Raw genomic sequence first — 21,492 nt, 5'->3', positions numbered from 1 at the left:
GTTCTCAATGAACTGCGGGCCTTTTTTGTGCTCTTTAATAATCTTACAGGTCTTCCAGAATCTGCTGGATGGAGTCCACCAGACGCTTAGGAGTGGAAGCCCCGGCGGTGAGGCCGATTTTTTTCATATCCCTGAGGCCTTCAAGGGGAAGTTCGTCAGCAATTTCAACGTGGGTACATTTGGTGCCTGCGGTCTCAACAACCTGCACAAGGCGACGGGTGTTGCCGGAAATACGGCCGCCCACAACGATCATGTGGTCTACTTCGCCGGAAAGTTTGATGGCTTCATCCTGACGCTGGCGGGTGGCGTCACAGATGGTTTTCAGGGTCACGAAATCAATACCTTTGCTTTCAAGGTAGTTGATGCAGTCTTCGTAAACCGCGCGGTCCTGAGTTGTTTGGGCTGCGAGGCAGTATTTTTGATTCGGGTCCAGATTAATGGCCTGAAGCTCTTCAAGGGAATCAAAAAGATGTGGGCCAGCAGGGCCGTAGCTGAGCAGGCCTTTTACTTCCGGGTGGCTGTCTTCGCCGTAGAGGAGCAGTACGCGGTCGTCCTCGGTGTTGCGCTGGATGAGCAGCTGTGCTTTTTTTACTTTTGGGCAGGTGGCGTCAATAACGTTCACTCCGCGTTTGCGCAGGTCTTCTTCCACTGCTTTGGGAATGCCGTGGGCACGGATTACCACGTAGGCACCGTCAGGTACTTCTTCCGGGGTCTTGGCGGTAACAACGCCTTGCTTCTCGTAATCTTCAAGAACCTGAGGGTTGTGGATAATCGGCCCTAAAATATATATTTTCCTGTCTTCGTCTTTTTCAATGAGCGAATCAAGTTTATTGAGGGCGAGGTCAACGCCCATGCAGAATCCGGCTGTTTTAGCCCTGATAACTTCAACCATTTCGGCCTCCATATAATTCACGGCAAGTGTCGCCGTTTTGTTTTCGGTTTAACTTATTTATATTACATTTCATCGTTTCGTTTGGCAATAAGCTTGTTTTGGTCTTAACCTAGGGATAACCCATTGACCACAAGGGTGAAGGGGAGTATTTTCCCCCAAAATAATTCTGCAGTTAATATTTGGAATAAATTGGAGCCTGATAAAATGAGTTCTGAGATAGTTAATAAATATAGAGAAAGAATGGCGGAAGCTTACGAGCTGCACCGCAAATATGTAAACCCCCAGTTTGTGCGGGTTCTGGAAGTTATCGGTTATGACCGCAATTACGTTTCTTCCGAGGGCGCGTACCTGACCGATGCAAAGGGCGTTAAGGTTCTTGATTTCCTGTCCGGGTTCGGTGTCTACAACATCGGGCGTAACCATCCTTATGTTGCCGACGTCCTTAAGGAAGTTATGGATGAGAAAACCGCCAGCATCGTGCAGATGGACCTCGGGGTCATGTCCGGCATGCTGGCTGAAAAACTGGCTGAGCTTGCTCCCGGTGACCTTGAAGCCGTCTTTTTTACCAATTCCGGTACTGAAGGGGTTGAAGGGGCGCTTAAATTCGCACGTCAGGCCAGCGGTAAACACAAGTTGGTCCACTGTCATCACGCATTCCATGGGTTGACTCTCGGATCACTTTCTGTGAACGCCAACCGCGAATTCCGCGACCGTAATGAGCCGCTCCTGCCTGATTGTGTGCCTGTGCCGTTTAACGACCTTGAGGCTTTGGAAGAAGCGCTCAAAGGCGGTGATGTGGGCGCATTTATTTTTGAAACCGTGCAGGGTAAGGGCGTCTTCGTACCTGAAGACGGCTACCTTGAGGGTATACGCGAACTTTGCGACAAGTATGGTACTTACATGATCGCCGATGAAGTTCAGTGCGGCATGGGCCGTACCGGGAAGATGTTCGCAGTAGACCATTGGGGCGTGCAGCCGGATATCTTGGTTATTTCCAAGGCTCTTTCCGGGGGCTACATCCCCGTTGGCGCTATTCTCACCACCCGTGAGATTCACGGTAAGATTTTTGATTCCATGGAGCGTTGCTTTGCCCACTCCAATACCTTCGGGCAGAACGATCTGGCCATGGCTGCAGGGCTGGCAACCTTTGAGATTCTTGAAAAGGAAAATCTGGTGGAAAATGCTGCCAAGATGGGGGCACGCATTGAAGAAGGTTTGCAGAAACTTGCCGATAAGTACGAGATGCTGACAGAAGTCCGTGCCAAAGGACTCATGGTCGGCATGCAGTTCGGTGAGCCGAAATCTATGGCCCTCAAAGCCAGCTGGAAGCTGCTGCACAAAATGAATGATGATCTTTTCTGCCAGATGATCACCATGCCGCTGCTCGAAAAACATAACATTCTTAGTCAGGTTGCCGGGCATGGTCTTGATACCGTTAAGATCCTGCCTCCGCTGATGATTAACGATGAGGATGTTGATAAATTCCTCGCTGCCATGGATGATGTGCTTAAGGAAGCGCACAAAATTACCGGCTCTGCATGGAAAACCGTTAAGGATCTCGGTATCCGTACTGCTAAAACTTCGTAATTAGACTTACCATTTCTATACGGAAAACCGAAATTCGTGGATATTATGGGAGGCAAATTGTACAATGTACGATGATTTGCCTCCTTTAATTATCTGCCACGCCTAAAAAAAGACCCCTGTTGGTCCATCCGCAGCGGGCACAATTTAATGAATATTTTTTATAATTTCTTAGAGAAATTGATCCGCTCCATCTGGAAGCTGGTCCGCAAGGCACCCGTTGCCATTGTAATCTGTGCTGTTTTGCTGGCTGCGGTCTGTGCTGGTTCTTCCGCTCTCTGGCTCAAGCTGGACAGCGACCAGGATAACCTCATTTCCCACGAACTTCCCTTTCAAAAACGCAATCTTGAGCAGATCAGGAATTTCGGTGATCAGGAATATATGTTCGTGGTCATTAAGACAGGGGGAACTGAAGCTGGTAAAACTAAAGCCGCGCAGTTCGCCTCGACCCTTGCTACAAAGCTTAAGAAACGTCCCGATCTGGTTAAGGAAGTGCATTATGCCATGTCCGCCCGTGACATGGGGCCGGGAGTGCTCATGTTTGCTTCCCCGGACGAGTTGCGCCAGTTTGTGAGCCTTGCACGTGATTTTGGTCCGCTCGGTAAGGAATGGTTAGAAGCTCCGGGGCTTTCCCGTTTTCTGGATATGACCGCAGGGCTGCTTGATGGAGAGAAGGGGGGCGAAAAGGGCGGTAGTGCCAATCCGGAAATGTTTGGTCCGTTCATCGGTGCTCTGGATAACCTTGTGGGTGAGATGCAGTCCTCCCTTGTTTCCGGGCCTACTCTTGAAACTATGAATGCTCCGGTCTTTGATCTGGATAAGGCTGGAATCCAGTATTTCTTTACTCGCAACGATAAGCTGCTGATAATGCGCATTCTGCCCAAGAAGGATTTCCGGGTCATGGATGTGATCGGGCCTTCCTTGCATTTCGTGCGTTCTTCGCTGGAGACAGTGCGTGCAGAATATCCGGAAGTTGAAGCCGGGTTGACCGGACGTCCTGTGCTTTCTGCTGACGAAATGCACACCACGGATCAGGATATGACCATTGCGGCCATCATCTCGGTAATTGTGGTCGGCCTGCTTTTTATGTTTATTCTCCATGGCTGGTTGCGGCCCATGCTGGTTATGGGGTCGCTGTTCTGCGCTATGGCTTGGACTTTTGGTTTTACGCTGGTCACCTTGGGCAGCCTGAACCTGTTATCCATTGTCTTTGCTCTTGTGCTGGTCGGTATCGGGGTGGATTTCGGTATCCACATTGTCATGCGCTATGTAGAGGCCTCCGATTCCGGCATGTCCCCGGATGAGGCGGTGGAAGAAGCTCTTGTCCATACCGGCCCCGGAGTTTTGCTGGGCGGCTTGACTTCGGTCTGTGCTTTTTATGCCGTGCTGGGCCAGGAATTTGTCGGCCTTGCCGAACTGGGCCTTGTGGGTGGAACGGGGATCATATTCTGTCTGATCGCCATGCTTACCGTGCTGCCGTCTGCAATGCTCATCGCGGGCAGGCGCAACTGGTTTCCGTCCTCCCGTCCGCGTATGGCTACCTTGCCGTTCATGGAAAAGGTCATTTCCCGCCCGGTAACAGTACTGCTCGTTTTCGGCCTGCTTACCGCGCTGGCTTTCCCCGGTTTTCAGAAGGCCGGATTCAATTACAACCTGTTGGAGTTGCAGGCCAAGGGGCTGGAGTCCGTTGAATATGAACACGTGTTGATCGACGATTCCGATGAATCCACATGGTTCGCAGTAATGACCCGCCCGGACCTTGAATCTGTCAAATCATTGATTGGGGAACTTAAGCAGGTCTCTTCCGTAGGACGTATTGAATCCATTCTGGATTTCCTGCCTGAAGGGCAAAAAGAAAAAGCAGATATCCTGCGCGGTGAAGCCGAAGTCTTGCAGGGAATCAATCTTGATGCCCGTAACTCGCATCTTGTGCCTTCAGAGGTTGTAACCTCTCTTGAAAATCTGATTGAATCCCTTGAAGGGCTGGAGGAAAAACTTTTTTCTGCCGGTGCAAAGGATGAGTTGGATAAGGTTGGTGAAATCATTGACCGGGCAGATTCCTGCCTTGAAATCCTGCAGAAGAACCCCGCGGATGCGGTTAATCTGACTCCGCTGCAGGCCCGCTTGGTCAGTGAACTTTCCAGCTCTTTTGCTTGGCTCAAGGAAATTCTGGAAGTGCAGTCCGTTACCCCAGATGATTTACCCGAGCATTTGCGGTCCCTCTACGTGGGTAAGGACGGCAGTTTCATGGTCAAGATTTCTCCGGTGGAGAATGTTTGGGATTTCGATAAGCTGACCGGATTCGTAGCTGACCTGCGTAAGATCGACCCTGAAGTTACCGGGGTTCCGGTGGTGGTTCTTGAATCATCCTTGCTCATGCGGGAGACATTCCTTGAGGCTGCCGGACTGACCATTATTCTGGTTTCAGTTATCCTGTTCCTCAGTTCTTTCAGCATCAGTTACGTATTGCTGACCCTTGTCCCGCTTTTTGCCGGCATTTTCTGGCTACTGGAGATCATGGGAATGACCGGACTGAGCTTTAATTTAGCCAATTTCTTTGCTATTCCTGTACTTATCGCCATCGGTGTTGACGGCGGGGTTCATTTTCTGGCCCGCTGGAAGGAGCTTTCCAAAGGAGAACGCTTATACCACACCAGTACTCCGGTGGCGGTGGGACTTAGTTTTTGTACAACCATGATCGGGTTCGGGGGGCTGCTTCTGGCCCACCACCGCGGCCTTGCTTCGCTGGGCGGGATCATGGTTACCGGTTCCGCTACCTGTCTTGTTGGTTGCATGGTGGTCTTACCTGCCGTGTTCAGACTGATTGAAAGGATTAAAGGAAAGTAATTCTATGTTCAGACGAATTATCATACTTGTATTTGTTCTGGGTCTTGGGCTGAGTTCTGTTGCTTTTGCTGGAAGATTTGATTTCGCTATTATTCAGCCCGGTCAGCCGGGAACCACTGCCGAAGCGCAGCCGGTTATGGATGAACTGGCTAAATACCTTTCCGCAAAATTGGGTGAGAAAGTGAAGGGTGTTTATTACAACGACCTGAACGCGGCCCTTGATTACCTCGGCAAGAATAAGCCGGCTTGGTCCATCTGCGGGCTGACTTTCTTTAAAACTTATTCAGCGAAATTTTCCATGACCCCTGTAGCATCGACACTGCCGCAGGGGATGGCGAAGGATATCTGGCGTTTGATCGTTCCTGCCAATGGATCTGATTCCCCGGAAGCAGTTCAGGGCACCGTTTACGGCTCCATGCTTTATACTCCAAAGTCACTTGAAGTTCTCTTCGGCGGGAAAAAGGGTGGAGAATTTACCGTGGAAGGTACGCACAAGGCCTTGCGCATGCTCCGTAAGGTTAATAAAGGGAAAATATCCGGCGTGGTGCTTGATGCGGTGCAGTATTCTGTGATCAAGGATTCAGACCGCTATTCCGGGACTAAGGTTATTTATACTTCCCCGGAATTGCCCAACAGTCCGGTAGTCTGGTTCGGCAAGACCACTGATGACGCTTTCCGTTTGCAGGCAACACTTTTCGATATGGACAAGGACCCGGTTGCAAAGGATCTGCTCAAGCTGCTGCAGACTTCCGGTTTCAATCCTGCTGACAAGGATTTGGAATAATGAAAGGGCTGCATCTTTTTCCTCTATTGTTGGTGATGTTTATTTGCGGTTGTTCCGCGAAGTATGACCTGCCTCTTTTTGAATATGAAGCTGACGGGGTGGTGCTTTGGAAACCATGTTCGCGGGCGCAGGCGGAAGTGCTGTCTAATTCCCTCAAGGATAAAGATATCCTGCAGGGAGCGGCCTGTTCTGCATGGTTGCTGGAAAGCGGAGCGGTTAAAAGTGCCGATTATGCGAAATCATCACAGGCAAAATTGGAAAAATATCTGGCTAAAAATACTCAATCCGGTCTGGGGCACTATCTTTTGGCTTATTTAATTGCTAAAGAGGCTCAGCTTGCTCCCATGAAGGGCCTTGACCTTGTGCCCCGTATGGAGCAAGAAGCAATCGCAGCGTCCAAGCTTTCTCCGGAAGTTGATCACGGAGGCCCGGATCGTTTTCTGGGCGAGCTTTACTTGAAAGCTCCGTCCGCGCCCATCAGCATCGGTGATATGGACAATGCCTTAGAATATTACGAAAAGGCCGTTAATGTCGCGCCGGACTTCGCCATGAATCGTCTTGGCCTTGCAACTGCGTTGCTGGAAGACGACGAAGTTGAGGAAGCCTGCGTTCATTATGACAAGGCCCTGCAAAGCAAATGCTTTGATGCAAAATTATTAAAAGTTGATTCCTGTAAAAAGCTGGTCAAAGTCTGTGAGGGCCAAAAGACAGCTGAATAATACAACCCGCCCCCATGCGGCGGAAATGAGGTTAAGACCTTGGCAATTCCTGCAATTCAAGTAGCAAGACTCGGTAAATACATTCTCACTCAGACTCTTAAAGGCAACAAGCATTACCCGCTGGTGCTCATGCTCGAACCCCTCTTTCAGTGCAACCTGCGCTGTAAAGGTTGCGGTAAGGTTAACCAGCCGCCGGAAATTCTCAACAAGCGTCTTTCCGTTCAGGAATGCATTGATGCTGTTGAAGAGTGCGGTGCACCCATTGTTTCCATTCCCGGTGGTGAGCCGTTGCTGCACCCTGAGATTCCGACTATCGTCAGTGAGCTGATTAAGCGTAAGAAATTCGTATACCTCTGCACTAACGGTATCCTCATGCCTGAGCGCATCCACGAGTTCAAGCCCAGCCCGTACCTGACCTTCAACCTCCATTTGGACGGTCCTGCTGAAGTTCACGACAAGGTCGTTTGCAAGCAGGGGGTTTTTGATTCTGCAGTACGTGCCATCAAATTGCTTAAATCCAAGGGCTTCCGGGTAAACACAAACACCACTCTTTTCGGTGGGCAGACTGCTGAAAAGGCTGCTGAGTTCTTTGATTTTCTCATGGACCTTAACGTGGACGGCATGACCCTTTCCTCTGCCTTCAGCTACGAGGCAGCAGAAGATCAGGATGCTTTCCTGACTCGCCCGCAGAGTGAAAAGCTTTTCCGTGAAATTTTCACCATCGGTAAGAATAAGAATTGGGATTTCAGCCACAGCAGCTTTTATCTCGACTTTCTCGCCGGTAACCAGCCGGACTATAAGTGCTCTCCGTGGGGTAACCCCTGTCGTTCAGTGCATGGCTGGCAGCGTCCCTGCTACCTGCTCGAAGACGGGTTTGTTTCTTCCTATAAGGAACTTATGGAACAGACCGATTGGGATAAGTTCGGCGTGGGCAACGATCCCCGCTGCGCAAACTGCATGGTTCACTGCGGTTTTGAACCCACAGCGGTTGCTGATTCCGTAAGGCGTCCTATTAAAGGAGCTATGCTTGCCCTGAAAGGTGTAAGTGTAAAATAGTTTAGAACAATCAAAAAAGGCCCGTTGAAGTTTTCTTCAACGGGCCTTTTTTATTTGAAAATTTTTCCCAGCCCCTTCAAGGCCTTTGAATAATCCCTGCCCATGGGGATCAGCTCGCAAATCAAGCCGGGGCGTTTCATGATGGCCTTGAGGATCGGGCCGAGTTGGGTCTTGCCTGTTTCATCCACTCCGGTAAGGGACTCCTGCGGAATACCCCTCTTTGAGTCATCGCTGATGGCACGGATGCAACCGAAGGGGATTCCGTTCTTTTTTGCAGTCTGCGCTACTGCTATGGATTCCATATCCACGGCTAATGCTCCGGTTCGCTCATGCATGAACAATTTGTCTTGCGGGGTGAGCACCGCTTCCTTGGCAGTAATCAGCTTTCCACATTGAGTCTCCCCACAGCTGGGAATCAATTCACTGCGTAGTTTTGCATCCTCGTCGCTCTCAAACCATGAATCAAGTTCTGCAATATCGGAGTGAATGCTTGTAGCCGTTACAAGTGTTCCAGCTTCGAGTCCGGCAGCCAATCCTCCGGAAACACCGATACTTAGGATTAAATCCGGTTTTTCAGTGCAAAGCAGTTCTACAGCCTCGGTAGCACGGGCAATCCCGATGCCGGAAACAATGCAGCGATAGCTGGTGGTACTTTTTAGGGTTCCAGCGAGAATAGGAAATTTTCCAAGGTTTTCATGTTGCGGTGCAGGGCAAATAGCTTGAGCTTCCTGTTCCATGGCCGCGACTATAGCGATTTTTTTTAATTTCATTTTTTGTCCTTTTCTGAGTCTATGTGAATGATAGATCAGATATGAAAATGGGTAAAGTTTTCGAATTACATGTAAATTAATTTAAAAAATTGCCGAACACGTATTCTAGTGCGACTTAAACATCATTTAACGTCAATATTGACACATAGCGAAAATGAAAATAACTAGCGCGACGGGGTTATAGTGAGGGTTTCATTTATAACTTTAATTAAGGTGGTGACTGGATGAAATGGTTCAGAAATTTAAGAATGATGTACAAGATCATGCTGCCGGTCGGAGCGCTGTTGCTGCTGACTTTGGGTAGTATGGAATATTTTGCAATGGACAGTAGTTCAAAAGCTATTGAAAAGGTTGCAAAAAAAGAAATTTCCGCCCTCGCTGGAGAATATAGCGGTAGAATCCTCAACTATATGGACTATGCGCAGGGGCAGGCTAAGGGGGTAGCCAGCACTTTTGCTCAGTTCAGGCGTGAGAATATTGCGCTGAGCCGCTCTGAAGCTATTGCCATGATGGTCGGTCTCGTTAAAGGAGATGAGAACTTCATCGGCGGTAGTAACGCATGGGAACCTAATGCTTTTGACGGTCGTGATGCGGAATTCGCTAATACCGAAATGCATGACAAAACCGGACGTCATATCCCGTATATTTATCGGACCGGAGGCGGTATTGAAGTAAGCCCGCTGGTAGAATATTTTATTCCCGGTGATGGTGACTACTACCTGAAGCCCATTGAAAGGCGCAGACCGTATATTACTCCTCCCTATCCTTACGATGTTGACGGTAAGCGTCTCATGCTGACCACTATCGGTGCGCCGATCATGCTTGATGGCCGTCCTCTCGGGGTTGTCTGCGTGGATATGCCTATTACTAACATTAGTGAGCTTGTTTCCCAGATTCGTCCTTACGGTACAGGTTATGCTTGGTTGATGATGCCTGATGGTGATTTTATCTATCATCCCAATGAGGACCGTATTGGTAAAAATATGTTTGACGTTGATAAGTCCTCAAATAAAGATGATTTACGTCGGGCATTAGAAGGTGGGGACTCCTTTTTTGAGATTCGTGTGGCTGCTGCGAATGGTAAGAGATCTATGATTCAGTATGTGCCCATTGAATTTAAGGATAGTGGGCAGCGCTGGTATCTTGCTGTCAGCGCCCCCCTGGATAAAATTCTTGCAGACGCGCATATTCTTACCCGTGATCTTTTGACCATGGGCGGAATTGCCCTTGTGCTGGTCATGATTGCAATTTTCTTTGTAGCCCGTTCCATCTCCAAGCCTATTGGGGTTATTACCGGTGGGGCCATGGAAGTTGCCGGCGGTAATTTTAATATTCGCCTTGATGACTCCATTTTTGGTGGAGAGCTTAAAGACCTGCATTCTGCTATGCGAGCCATGTTGAGCGGTCTGGTGGAAAACATTTCCAAAGCTGAAAAGATGGCTGAGGAAGCCAAGGATCAGACCGAGAAGGCTCAGGTGGCCCTTAAAGAAGCTGACGAGGCCCGGGCAGAAGCTGAAAATGCCAAGCGTGAAGGCATGCTCCACGCAGCTGATCAGCTGGCAGGTATTGTTTCACAGGTTGCCAGTGCAAGTCAGGAACTCACCGCCCAGATAGATGAGTCCAGCCGCGGGTCCGAAACCCAGCGTGAGCGAACTGCCGAGTCTGCCACTGCCATGGAGCAGATGAATGCCAGTGTCTTGGAAGTTGCCCGTAATGCTGCTGAGGCTGCCGATTCTGCGGATAACGCCCGTACTGAAGCCGAAAATGGCGGAAGCATAGTTAACGACGTAGTTGAGCGTATTAACCGTGTTCAGGGTATGACCGTTGAGATGGAAAAAGGGCTGGGTATGCTCGGTGAGCAGGCTGACGGGATCGGCAAGATCATGAATGTGATCACAGATATTGCTGACCAGACCAACCTGTTGGCTTTGAACGCTGCAATTGAGGCTGCTCGTGCAGGTGAAGCAGGACGCGGTTTTGCGGTTGTTGCCGACGAAGTCCGTAAGCTGGCTGAAAAGACCATGGATGCCACTAAGGAAGTCGGAGATTATATTTCCGCCATCCAGAGCGGTACCCGTGAGAATATTGACGGGATGACCAAGGCTGCAGCCGAGGTTTCCGCCAGCACTGAGTCTGCCAACAAGGCCGGTGACGCGCTTCAGGGTATCGTGGAGATTGTCGAGGAGACCGCAGGGCAGGTACGTAGTATCGCCACAGCTTCCGAAGAGCAGTCTGCCGCCAGTGAGCAGATCAACCGCAGCATTGAAGAGGTAAACCTCATTGCCAATGACAATGCGCAGGCCATGCGTGAATCATCCACAGCAGTGGAAGAACTCATGCATCTCGGTGAGCAGCTTACTGAACTTATCGAAGAGCTACGTAGGTCTTAGCTACATAAGCCATAAGTATATTCAAGGGCCGGGGGATTTTCCCCCGGCCCTTTCTGTTTGGTAGGTGAGCGGTCCCTTGTCTGATAATGGTTGACTTGAAATTAACAGGGGAATAATCAGAACTAGTTTATACAATCGTTTAGTTAAGAGGTTCTTACGTTATGAATCAGCGAATGTTCTTTCTCGATAACCTACGCGCTGTAACTATCTTTCTGGTTGTAGTACTGCACGTTTCTCTTTGCTACATGAAGTTTGCGCCGCAGTGGTGGTTTGTTGTTGATCCGGCCCAGAGTATGTTTTTCACCTATGCGGTGATGCTTATTGATGTCCCCATCATGGCGATAATGTTTTTTCTGGCCGGGTATTTTGCTCTGCCTTCGTTGCAGAAGCATGGGATGCCCAGATTTTGGGTCGGAAAGTTCAAGCGTATCATTATACCGTGGGTGTTGGGCGTGTTGTTTCTCGCACCCCCTGCTATGTATATGATCCTGCTTTCAAGGGGCAAGGCTCCTTCTTTCGTGGAGTTCTGGTCCGGTCCGTTCTGGACAACCATGTACAGCCAGTCTGTATTCTGGTTTCTCGGTCTGCTGACCCTGTTTTATATAATCCTCAGCGGCTGTTACAATCTTTTCCCCAGTTTGCAGGGTCCGCCACGAGTAAGCCGCAATCCATCCCCACTGCTATCTATCTTGTTCATCACAATAACAAGCGTAATTTTTCTGGGTATGAATCAGTTTTTCCCTGTAGATACATGGATTACTGATTACTACCTGATTGTTTTTCAGCCCTTGCGTCTGTTTGTTTATCTGCTTTATTTCTGGCTCGGCATTCTGGCTTGGAAGCGCAACTGGTTTACCAGACAGGGGTACACCCCACGGTTGCTGCCATGGTTGATAGTGTGTCTCGTTTCGGCGGTCGTTTATCTTACATTTAAAGGAATGATGCACGCCAGAGGAACTGAGTTACCTGTCCAGCTTGGTAATGCTTTAGGTTTTAATGTCTTTGCTTACAGCACACTCATGACCGGAGTGGCTCTGTTTAAAATTTTTGTGAACAGCTCCAGCGATTTCTGGAAATCATTTTCCGCCAGTTCCTACGGGCTTTATATCTTCCATTCTCTGGCTGTCTATTACGGAGCCTATTACTTGCTGAGTATGAATGCATCGCCATTTATCAAGGCCCCAATACTGCTGCTCGGATCGACAATTAGTTGCTGGGTACTGACAGTGGCTTTGAAGAAAGTGAAGGGAGTTTCTTCTGTTCTTTGATTCCCTGTTCTTGTATTTGAATTGGTTTTCGTTAAACGCTCAGTCTTTGTAAGATTGGGCGTTTTTTTGTTTCAAAAACATAATGTGTTTTTATGACTTCTTGCTTTTTTTGATGTATTCTAAAATGTAATCAGTAGAACTTTCTGAGTCTGCTAAATCTTAGCTTGTCAGTATGGTCATATTTCTCGGGGTATAAATAAAAGGAGGGGATAATGAATTGGTTCAAAAATCTAAAAATGCTGTATAAAATTTTACTCCCTGTGGCCGCACTGTTGTTGCTAACACTGGTAAGCATTGAAGTTGTAGCCACTTATAAAAGTTCTGCTGCGATTGAAGATGTTGCCGAAAGGGAACTATACGGACTCGCAAGTACTTATGGCGAAAAAGTTCTGGCTTACGTAGCTAAAGCTCAAAATCAGGCGGAAGGTTTCGCTGAGGCGTTTGGTGGACTCAAGTCAGAAGATAAGAATTTGAGCCGTGATAGTGTCATTGCCATGCTTAAAGGGTTTGTTGCAGGAAATCCGGAATATGTTGGAGCATGTGTTGGTTGGGAACCGAATGCTTTTGACGGGCAGGATTCATCTTATGCTGGAACCCCAAATCACGACGCTAGTGGTCGTTTTGTTCCTTATGTGTATAGGGATGGCGGCGCAATCAAAGTGGACCCGTTAGTGGGCTATGATGTTCCCGGAGATGGGGATTACTACCTGAAGCCGAAGGAGTTGCGTCGGATATTTATAACTGACCCCTATGTCTACAAAGTCGGCGGGAAAGACGTGTCCATGATCAGTATTTGTTCGCCGATTATGGTGAACGGTGTTTTCAAAGGCGTGTTTTGCGCTGATTTGCCTATTACCAGTATTATGGATCTTGTTTCAAAAATCCGCCCGTATGAAACTGGGTATTCATGGCTCATGACCCCCAGTGGAGATTTTATCTACCATCCGAAAGAGGAGTTTTTAGGTAAAAATATTTATGATGTAGCTTCCTTTCAGGACGAAGCTGCTTTGAAGGGGGCAATTAGATCCGGCGAGCCATACTTTGAGTTGCGCAAGGCCGCTGCTACAGGGCTTATTTCCATGGTTCAATATGTCCCCGTGGAATTTCCTGGAATAGACCAGCGTTGGTTTCTTGCTGTCAGTGCTCCATTGGATAAAATTCTCGCTAGTTCGAAAAGTCTGACTAATGATTTAATACTTATCGGTGTTTTTGCTTTCGTAGTTGTGTTGATAGCGATATTTTTTGTTGCCCGTTCAATTTCAAAACCCATTGGTATTATGGCTGGTGCCGCGAAAGAGGTCGCAGGCGGAAATATGGACGTCCGGCTTGATGATTCGCTGTTCGGCGGTGAGTTGTTGGATCTGAACGCTGCTTTGCGGGAAATGTTGAGTGGATTAGTTGAGAATATATCCAAATCTGAAAAAATGGCGCAAGAGGCTCAGGATCAAACCGAGAAAGCACAAATTGCACTTAAAGAAGCGGACGAGGCTCGAGCTGAGGCAGAGAATGCCAAACGTGAAGGTATGTTGCAGGCTGCAGAAAGGCTTGCTGGTATCGTCTCGCAGGTGTCCAGTGCAACACAAGAACTGACTGCCCAGATTGATGAGTCCAACCGTGGTTCTGAGACGCAGCGTGAACGTACTTCAGAATCTGCAACAGCCATGGAGCAGATGAATGCCAGTGTGCTGGAGGTAGCCCGTAATGCCGGTGATGCATCTGAGAGTGCCTTGGATGCAAAAAACAAGGCGGAAGATGGTGGAGAAATTGTTGCTAATGTGGTCTCAGCTATATCAGAAGTAAATAAGCATGCTGAAGAAATGGTCTCAGGGCTTGATGTTTTGGGTGGGCATGCCGACGGTATCTCACAAATAATTAACGTAATTACAGATATTGCCGACCAGACCAACCTGTTGGCCTTGAATGCTGCTATTGAGGCTGCGCGCGCGGGTGATGCTGGGCGTGGGTTCGCAGTTGTTGCTGATGAGGTTCGCAAGTTGGCTGAGAAAACAATGCAGGCCACTCAGGAAGTGGGGCAGGCCGTCCATTCAATTCAGACAGAAACCCGTCGTAACATCGATAAGATGGGTAATGCTGCCGAAATGGTAGTTTCCAGTACTGAGCTAGCGAGTAAGGCTGGTGAAAGCCTTGAAGAGATTGTTGAAATTGTTGAGACCACTTCGGAGCAGGTTCGTAGTATCGCGACTGCATCTGAAGAGCAGTCTGCTGCCAGTGAGCAGATTAACCGTGGCATAGAGGAAGTAAATCTCATTGCTAACGATAATGCTCAAGCTATGCGTGAATCAGCTACAGCAGTTGAGGAACTTATGCGCTTAGGTGAGCAACTGACCGGGCTGATTGAAGAGCTGCGTAACTCTTAACTCTTACAGAACAGAAACTAAATAAAAAAAGTCCCGGCAATATCGTCCAAGATATTGCCGGGTTGTTTTTTAGTAGTCTAAGCGAGCTGTATGCGAAGTGCCCTTACTTGCCACACCCGCAGCTAGCGCCGCCTTCCTTTTTCTTCTCATCCTTCTCATCTTCACTGACACCGAAGTTCTTGAGTCCTTCGGCCAGATCGACGAGCCTTGCATCCGCCTTTCCGTATATGGATTTCTCGGGATACTTGCCCTCTGCATCCTTTTCTCCTGCTGCCAATCCGGTAAGAATCTCGATTCCCTGCTCGATGTTTTCCACCGACCAGATATGGAACTTGCCTTCGCGGACAGCGTCTACAACTTCCGTGCGCAGCATGAGATCCTTAACGTTGGGTTCGGGGATCATTACCCCTTGGTTCCCGGTCAGTCCGGCATGCTTACAGCAGAGGTAGAATCCTTCCACCTTCTGGTTGACCCCGCCGATGGGCTGGACTTCGCCCTTCTGGTTTACTGATCCGGTGACAGCAATGTCCTGCCGGATGGGAACTTCCGCAAGGGAAGAGAGCAGGGCGTATAGTTCGGTGGATGAAGCCGAGTCTCCGTCGATTCCGCCGTAGTTCTGCTCAAAGGCAATACTGGCGGTCAGCGAGAGCGGCTTATCCTGTGCGAACTGGCGGCGCAGGAAACCTGAGAGGATGAATATACCTTTATTATGGGTCGGGCCGGACATGTCGGCCTCGCGTTCAATGTTTATGATGCCGCCCTTACCCATGGCGGTTACAGCGGTAATGCGTGATGGCTTACCGAAGGAGTAATCGCCCATGGAATATACAGCCAGACCGTTGACCTGTCCGGTTACCGCACCGTCGGTATCAACGTAGATGCTGCCGCGGTCGATCATTTCCTGTAACCGTTCTTCAGTCTGGTTCGAGCGCTTGCGGTGAGCCTCAAGGGCTTGGACTACATGCTTTCCTTCCACGGCAGTGGAGCCGTTGCGGCCTGCGTAGTAACTGGCTTCGCCCAGCAGGTCGGCCAGCATCGGGAAAGCTGTGGTTATCTTTTCCTGCCTACCGGACATGCGCACGGCCTGTTCAATGATGGCGGCAACTCCTGAGCGGTCGAATGGCATCAGATCGTCCTTTTCCACCATACGGCTGATGAAATTGGATACCGAGTTGATGGCATCCGCATCCCGGTCCATGGAGGTTTCGAAGTCCGCGCGGACCTTGAAAATCTTGGGCACATCGGGATCGTAATGACGCAGCAGCTGGTAGAGATAAGGCTCACCCAGTACAACCACTTTTACGTCCATATCAATAGGTTCCGGTTTTAGTCCGGTGGAGGATATGAAGTAATAAGGGTCGAAGGTCTGAATTTCGATTTTTTCTGTCTTCAGTGACCGTTTCAGTGTCGGCCAGACTCCCGGCTCCACAATGGCGTCCATGAGGTTGATGACCAGATAGCCGCCGTTGGCCTTGATGAATGACCCGGCCTTGATCTTGGTGAAGTCTGTACGCCAGCCGCCGTGCCTGTCCATGACCCTTTCAATGGAGCCGAACAGGTTGCGGTAGGTGGGGTAGGCTTCAAAGATCACCGGAGGACTGTCCTGTTCGGTGTTATCCACCAGCAGATTGACCTTATACGGATGGAGGATGGCGTCAGCCTGAGGAGGCATGAACATCATGCCTGCTTCCCCGGCCTGCGGCTTCTTGCCGATCATGCGCAGGGAATCAAGCTCGTCACTCATGTTTTCGAGCATGGCCTCAAAGTACTTGAGAATTTTTTTGTCATTGTATTTTTCCCGCAGGGGGCTGATCAGATCCTGAGCAAGGGTCATGAACATGAGCTTGTCCACGTCTTCGCTCTTTTTCTTTACTTCTTTCTGAAGTTTGCGGACCTGTGCGAGGATATTGTCGATTTCTTCCTTGAGCTCTTTTTGCTTTTCCTTGAGCCTGTCAAATTCATCACGCGGGAAGCGGCCCTTTTCGACCTTTTCTTCCAGCTGGATCATGCGGATAGGTTCGCCATCCACCAGCGGAACAACATCAGGACGCTGGAAATGGCCCATCTGCATGTTGACGATAACCAGTCCTGAATCCTTAACCTTCTCTTCAATGCCTTGGAAGAATTCACGAGTCTGCTTTTCGTGCATTTCAATGATTTCATTCTTGCGGGCCATGTATTCCTGACTTTCAAAAAGCTGCGGAACTTCGCGCTTGATACCTTCCAGAAAGTCATGGATGAGTTTTTTGAATACCGCACCTTCTCCGGCTGGCATGCGAATAAGGATCGGCGATTCAGTGGACTTGAAGTTGTTAACGTAAAGCAGGTCATCCGGGCTTTTGTCCGTTTTGGAAAGCTCTGTGAGCATTTTTTTTACCGTGGCCTGCTTTCCTGTGTTGGCAGGTCCGGTAACGAAAATATTGTATCCTTTGAGTCCCATTCCCATACCGAATCGGAAGGCCTCAACACCCCGGCACTGGCCGATGATTTCGTCTTCATGGTCTAGGTCTGCAGTGGTATTGAAGGGCAGTTCTTCCGGGTCAAGGGTCCACCTCAGTTTTTCAAGCGGCAGTTCTCTGTCTTTCAGAATGCTAGTCATGGCAGTCTCCGGTCTGATGGCTATTCAGCGGTTATGGAAATAACTTTTTGAGGCTTGATTACGCATTTATGGAGTACGATTCTCAGTATTCCGTCTTTGAAGGTTGCGCTTACATTGTCAGGGTCCACCCGGCAGGGCAGCGGGACTGTTTTTTTGAAATGATTGGTCTGACGGCCTCCCTCAAAAGTAACATTCTTTTCCCCTGAAATAGTCATGGAAGTCTCAGTTACTTTAACTTCGAGGTCTTCGGCCTGAAAACCGGGCATAGTGGTACTCACTTCAAGTGATTCACCATCTTCCCGCATACTGGTTTGTGGTGTGCAGTCAATTATTCCGCAAACTGAAGGGATGCCGTAATCGTGACAAAGGCTGTTGAAGAGCCTGTCCATATCGGTTTTCAATCTTTCAAGTTCTCGGCTTCCCCACGAAGTAAGGTTAGGCATGTGCAGTCTCCTTGTTAGAACAGGTGGGAATATCAGTTAATTCCAAGTTAACATATGGGTAAAAAGTTTAGCAACCGCTTTGCAGTTAGAAAGTGCAAAAGAGATTGTATTTGTAATAACCGGAATTTGGATGCGTAAAAATAGCATTTTTGCGGCATGATACTCACATTTTTGATAAAAAAGGGGTGCTAAGTTCTGTTTTTGAGGGGATACAGTCTTGCATGTTCCCGCTTCATGAGCTATTCCGTTCATCGCTTCTTATTTTAAAAAGTCAGAATGGAAGTGTTTTCCGTTGTGTCCTTTTTAAATGTTACAGGAGCGGAAATTTACATTTTCATTTAGGAGTGACGCATGAAAAGGGTATTAGTTATTCTTATGGTTGCAATGATGCTGGCATTCGCAACCACCGCAATGGCAGGTGACGGTTCTCTCGAGAAAGTACAGAAAGCAGGTAAGCTTGTAATCGGTCTTGATGACACTTTTGCCCCTATGGGCTTTCGTCAGGACGATGGAACTCTGGTTGGTTTTGACGTTGACGCAGCAGAAGAAGTTGGTAAACGCCTCGGTATCAAAATCGTATGGCAGCCCACTGCATGGTCCGGCGTTATCCACTCCCTGAATGCAAAGAAATTTGACTGTATCTGGAACGGCATGACCATCACCCCCGAGCGTGAAAAAGCAGTTTCTTTTTCCAAGCCTTACATCATGGACGGCCAGATCGCCGTTATCGCAATGGGCAACAAGTCCATCAAGGCTCACAAAGATCTCGGCGGCAAAGTTGTCGGCGTACAGAAAGGTTCCCCCGCTCTTGAGGCTGCAAAATCCCTCAAGCCTGCACCTAAGGAAATCCGCGAGTACGACACCAACGTTAAAGCTCTGCTTGACCTCGAATCCGGTCGTCTTGACGGCGTAGTTGTTGATAACATCGCAGGCCGTTACTCCATGGCCCAGCGTCCCGGTAAATACGTTGCGCTTCCCGGTTACATCACCAGTGAAGCTTTCGGTATTGCTTTCCGCCAGGGTGAAGATTCCCTGCGCGCTGAAGTACAGAAGACCATTGACGCTATGATCGCAGACGGAACAATGGGTAAAATCTCCCGCAAGTGGTTTGGTGAAGATGTCACCAACCCCGCTAAATGGTAAGAAATGATTAATTCAAATAATAAACTCGGAAAGAGCGGGGCACTTGCCTCGCTCTTTCTGCTGTTTGCACTTCTGATTTTTCCGGCTGTATCTTCAGCCGCTGTTGACGCTGACGTATTGCTCAAGCAGGCCCGTGATGCCCTGACCGTAGGTCAGATTGATCAGGCTCAGTCTTTGTTTAAGCAGGTTCCCGCTCCCGGTCCTGAAGGGGATGACGGGCAGTTTGTTTATTCCCGCATGCAGCTGGCGCGCATCAGCTATTCCATGAAAGAACCGGGCAAAGCCCGTGAATTCGCCGAACAGGTTGTTGCCGTTTACCCGGACAACGTGGAAGCGAAAAATTTCCTGACCTCCCTTGATCGTGAGACCAAGCCTGAATGGCAGAAGACCCTTGAGGACTGTAAGCGATTCATGCCCAATCTGCTCAAGGGCGCGACCATGACCCTGCTGCTGGTCTTTTTTACTATGATCGTTTCACCCATCGGGGGCCTTTTCATCGCCCTTGGCAAGATCAGCCGCATGCAGCCGTTTATGGCTCTCAGTTGGTTTATTATCTGGTTTTTCCGCGGCACACCGCTTTTGCTGCAGCTCTTTTTTATCTATTACGGTCTGCCTGCAATCGGCATTACCCTGTCTCCGCTGGCTGCGGCACTTATCGGTCTGGGGATTAACTATTCCGCATATCTTGCTGAAATTATCAGGGCTGGTATCGAGTCCATTGATGACGGTCAGACTGAAGCGGCTAAAGCTTTGGGGATGACTTACGGCCAGACCATGCGCCGGGTCATCATTCCTCAGACATACAAGCGGATCATCCCGCCCATTGCCAACGAATTCATCGCATTGATCAAGGATACCGCACTGGTTTCCACCATCGCCATGGTCGAACTCATGCGTGCTGCGGACCAGATGTTCAATGCATATTTTAACGTGACCGTACTGGTAATGGCTGCTGTCATTTATCTTATTTTTACCTCCGTATTCACCTTCTTTTTCGAGAAGATCGAATACAAGGTCGGGGTATACGAGAGGCGCTAAATGGAAACAATTTTAGAACTCAAAACAATCGTCAAGAAGTTCGGCAGTCTTACTGCGGTCAACCATATCGACCTCAAGATTGCTCGCGGCGAGAAAGTGGTTATCGTCGGCCCCAGTGGGTCCGGTAAATCAACCCTGCTGCGGACCATGAACTTCCTTGAGACTATTGATTCCGGGGAAATCCATTTTGAAGGCAAGCCCTGCGGCTACGTCTACAAAGACGGCAACCCGGTCCTTGATTCCCAGAAGAATCTCTGTGCACTGCGTTCCGAGATCGGCATGGTCTTCCAGCAGTTTAACCTTTTCCCGCACATGACTGTTCTTCAGAACGTTATGGAAGGGCAGGTGACTGTACTTGGCAAGTCTAAGGAAGAAGCCCGTGAGGTTGCTCTTCAGATGCTGGAAAAGGTCGGGCTTTCCGATCGCGCCAACGTCTATCCGGTGACCCTTTCAGGTGGGCAGAAGCAGCGTGTGGCAATTGCCCGTGCCTTGGCTATGAAGCCGAAGATGATGCTTTTTGATGAGCCTACATCAGCTCTCGACCCGGAGCTGGTCGGTGAGGTTTTCGATACCATACGTTCACTTGCCGACGACGGCATGACCATGGTCATTGTTACCCACAACATGGGCTTTGCCCGTGAAGTTGCCGATACCGTAATCTTTATGGAAACCGGCGATTTCATCGCCAAGGGAACTCCCGGAGAGTTTTTCTCTGCCGAGACTCAGCATCCGCGAATTAAAGAGTTTATGGATAAGCTTTTGTAGGAATCCCAAACTTTTTTATTAGGGCTTCGCTACTTCGTAAGTTTAAAAAGAATCCCCCGGCTTGATGAGTCGGGGGATTCTTTTATTCTGCGATACTTTCTTTGACAACCGCCCCGATCAAGCGTTGCACATGGCCTGCAAGTTCTTCCCCTGAAATTTCCGGGAATGCCCCTTTCCATGACATGAAAGTCATGCTGTAGATACCGGCAATGCTGCTGGCGGTCACTGCGAATGGGACGTGGGGCTTTGTGCCCGTGAATGTTTTTTCAAGGCCGGACTGGATACTCTTGCCCAGCAGATCGATAACTCCGCGCATGATGTAGTCGAGGTCGGCCCCGATGTTATCGGCAAGGGATGTTTTAAAGTTCGAAGAGCTGAGGTGAGTATCAAACATGCTGCATATGATTTTAGACGTATCTCCAGCGAGCCAATCTTCCGGGGTATGTATTTGAGCAAACATTGTCTGAAACATATCCGCATGCAGGTCGATCATGACGTCGGCTTTGCCTTTGAAGTGGCGGTAAAAGGTTGAACGGCCCACGTCCGCTTGTTCGACTATTTCGCCAACGGATATATCTCCGTAATTTTTATGGCGCAGCAATTCCTGCAGGGCAAATTTGATCTGCCTGCGACTGCGTTCAGCCTGTCGTTTCCCTTTTTTCTCGTTCATGTCCTTTCAGTGGGACAAAATATCGTTTTTGTCCAAGCTTGGTCTATTTGAGATTACAGTTTCTTGTTTTCCAGATCAGAACAAATATTGTCTGGCCTGTTGTTTATCGTAAATGGTTCATCAAATGCCGCAAATCGTCAACGAAA

Annotated in this window: 16 protein-coding genes; 11 read left to right on the top strand and 5 right to left on the bottom strand. The window is 49.0% G+C overall.

All coding sequences use genetic code 11. The features are described 5' to 3' along the window. Nucleotides 1-43: 43 nt before the first annotated feature. Nucleotides 44-892 (bottom strand): 4-hydroxy-3-methylbut-2-enyl diphosphate reductase, encoded by an 849-nt coding sequence (gene ispH, locus ACO05Z_RS14145; protein ID WP_421902816.1) that lies wholly within the window; start codon nucleotides 890-892, stop codon nucleotides 44-46. A gap of 204 nt (nucleotides 893-1,096) precedes the next feature. On the opposite strand from ispH, the gene ACO05Z_RS14140 reads away from it, so the two are divergent. The 5 genes from ACO05Z_RS14140 (at nucleotide 1,097) to hpnH (ending at nucleotide 7,882) form a co-directional block, all read left to right on the top strand. Beyond that, nucleotides 1,097-2,479 carry an aspartate aminotransferase family protein gene (locus tag ACO05Z_RS14140; protein ID WP_421902815.1) on the top strand — a complete coding sequence of 461 codons (1,383 nt, stop codon included), beginning with the start codon at nucleotides 1,097-1,099 and terminating at the stop codon, nucleotides 2,477-2,479. Between the two features lie 147 nt (nucleotides 2,480-2,626). Next, on the top strand, nucleotides 2,627-5,323 hold the full coding sequence (locus ACO05Z_RS14135) for an MMPL family transporter (protein ID WP_421902814.1): 2,697 nt from the start codon (nucleotides 2,627-2,629) through the stop codon (nucleotides 5,321-5,323). A gap of 4 nt (nucleotides 5,324-5,327) precedes the next feature. Continuing rightward, complete coding sequence (locus ACO05Z_RS14130; protein ID WP_421902813.1) at nucleotides 5,328-6,107, top strand: phosphate/phosphite/phosphonate ABC transporter substrate-binding protein; 780 nt, start codon at nucleotides 5,328-5,330, stop codon at nucleotides 6,105-6,107. Continuing rightward, nucleotides 6,107-6,826 carry a hypothetical protein gene (locus ACO05Z_RS14125; RefSeq protein ID WP_421902812.1) on the top strand — a complete coding sequence of 240 codons (720 nt, stop codon included), beginning with the start codon at nucleotides 6,107-6,109 and terminating at the stop codon, nucleotides 6,824-6,826. The genes ACO05Z_RS14130 and ACO05Z_RS14125 overlap by 1 nt, the downstream gene beginning before the upstream one ends. Nucleotides 6,827-6,865: 39 nt before the next feature. Beyond that, the gene (gene hpnH / locus ACO05Z_RS14120; protein ID WP_421902811.1) at nucleotides 6,866-7,882 is read left to right on the top strand and encodes an adenosyl-hopene transferase HpnH; all 1,017 of its coding nucleotides are present in this window, start codon (nucleotides 6,866-6,868) and stop codon (nucleotides 7,880-7,882) included. A 50-nt stretch (nucleotides 7,883-7,932) separates the two neighbouring features. Here hpnH and ACO05Z_RS14115 read toward each other — a convergent pair whose 3' ends face one another. Beyond that, entirely contained in the window at nucleotides 7,933-8,652 is a 720-nt protein-coding gene (locus tag ACO05Z_RS14115; protein ID WP_421902810.1) for a phosphorylase, read from the bottom strand. 224 nt (nucleotides 8,653-8,876) lie between these two features. Here ACO05Z_RS14115 and ACO05Z_RS14110 point away from each other — a divergent pair, with 224 nt between their 5' ends. The 3 genes from ACO05Z_RS14110 to ACO05Z_RS14100 all read left to right on the top strand — a co-directional run bounded on the left by ACO05Z_RS14110 (nucleotide 8,877) and on the right by ACO05Z_RS14100 (nucleotide 14,688). Beyond that, entirely contained in the window at nucleotides 8,877-11,042 is a 2,166-nt protein-coding gene (locus ACO05Z_RS14110; RefSeq protein WP_421902809.1) for a methyl-accepting chemotaxis protein, read from the top strand. Nucleotides 11,043-11,203: 161 nt separating this feature from the next. Next, entirely contained in the window at nucleotides 11,204-12,310 is a 1,107-nt protein-coding gene (locus ACO05Z_RS14105; RefSeq protein ID WP_421902808.1) for an acyltransferase family protein, read from the top strand. 212 nt (nucleotides 12,311-12,522) lie between these two features. Next, on the top strand, nucleotides 12,523-14,688 hold the full coding sequence (locus ACO05Z_RS14100) for a methyl-accepting chemotaxis protein (RefSeq protein WP_421902807.1): 2,166 nt from the start codon (nucleotides 12,523-12,525) through the stop codon (nucleotides 14,686-14,688). 103 nt (nucleotides 14,689-14,791) lie between these two features. Here the strand turns inward: ACO05Z_RS14100 and ACO05Z_RS14095 are convergent, their stop codons facing one another. Both ACO05Z_RS14095 and ACO05Z_RS14090 read right to left on the bottom strand, forming a co-directional pair. After that, nucleotides 14,792-17,287, bottom strand: coding sequence for a Lon protease family protein (locus ACO05Z_RS14095; protein WP_421902806.1), 2,496 nt, complete (start codon nucleotides 17,285-17,287; stop codon nucleotides 14,792-14,794). Nucleotides 17,288-17,307: 20 nt separating this feature from the next. Next, nucleotides 17,308-17,730 (bottom strand): Hsp20/alpha crystallin family protein, encoded by a 423-nt coding sequence (locus tag ACO05Z_RS14090; RefSeq protein WP_421902805.1) that lies wholly within the window; start codon nucleotides 17,728-17,730, stop codon nucleotides 17,308-17,310. Nucleotides 17,731-18,081: 351 nt separating this feature from the next. Here ACO05Z_RS14090 and ACO05Z_RS14085 point away from each other — a divergent pair, with 351 nt between their 5' ends. From ACO05Z_RS14085 to ACO05Z_RS14075, 3 genes are read left to right on the top strand one after another with little or no spacing between them, the layout of a single operon-like run. Further along, nucleotides 18,082-18,873, top strand: coding sequence for an amino acid ABC transporter substrate-binding protein (locus tag ACO05Z_RS14085; protein WP_421902804.1), 792 nt, complete (start codon nucleotides 18,082-18,084; stop codon nucleotides 18,871-18,873). A 3-nt stretch (nucleotides 18,874-18,876) separates the two neighbouring features. After that, nucleotides 18,877-19,911: an ABC transporter permease subunit gene (locus tag ACO05Z_RS14080; protein ID WP_421902803.1), complete on the top strand. Its 1,035-nt coding sequence runs from the start codon at nucleotides 18,877-18,879 to the stop codon at nucleotides 19,909-19,911. Then, a complete protein-coding gene (locus tag ACO05Z_RS14075; protein ID WP_421902802.1) occupies nucleotides 19,912-20,676 on the top strand; it encodes an amino acid ABC transporter ATP-binding protein in 765 nt (254 codons plus the stop codon). 82 nt (nucleotides 20,677-20,758) lie between these two features. Here ACO05Z_RS14075 and ACO05Z_RS14070 read toward each other — a convergent pair whose 3' ends face one another. Beyond that, entirely contained in the window at nucleotides 20,759-21,346 is a 588-nt protein-coding gene (locus tag ACO05Z_RS14070; RefSeq protein ID WP_421902801.1) for a TetR/AcrR family transcriptional regulator, read from the bottom strand. Nucleotides 21,347-21,492: the final 146 nt, after the last annotated feature.

This window comes from Maridesulfovibrio sp., assembly GCF_965230075.1.
Taxonomy (GTDB): Bacteria; Desulfobacterota; Desulfovibrionia; order Desulfovibrionales; family Desulfovibrionaceae; genus Maridesulfovibrio.
This window is presented reverse-complemented; position numbering and strand designations above follow the sequence as displayed.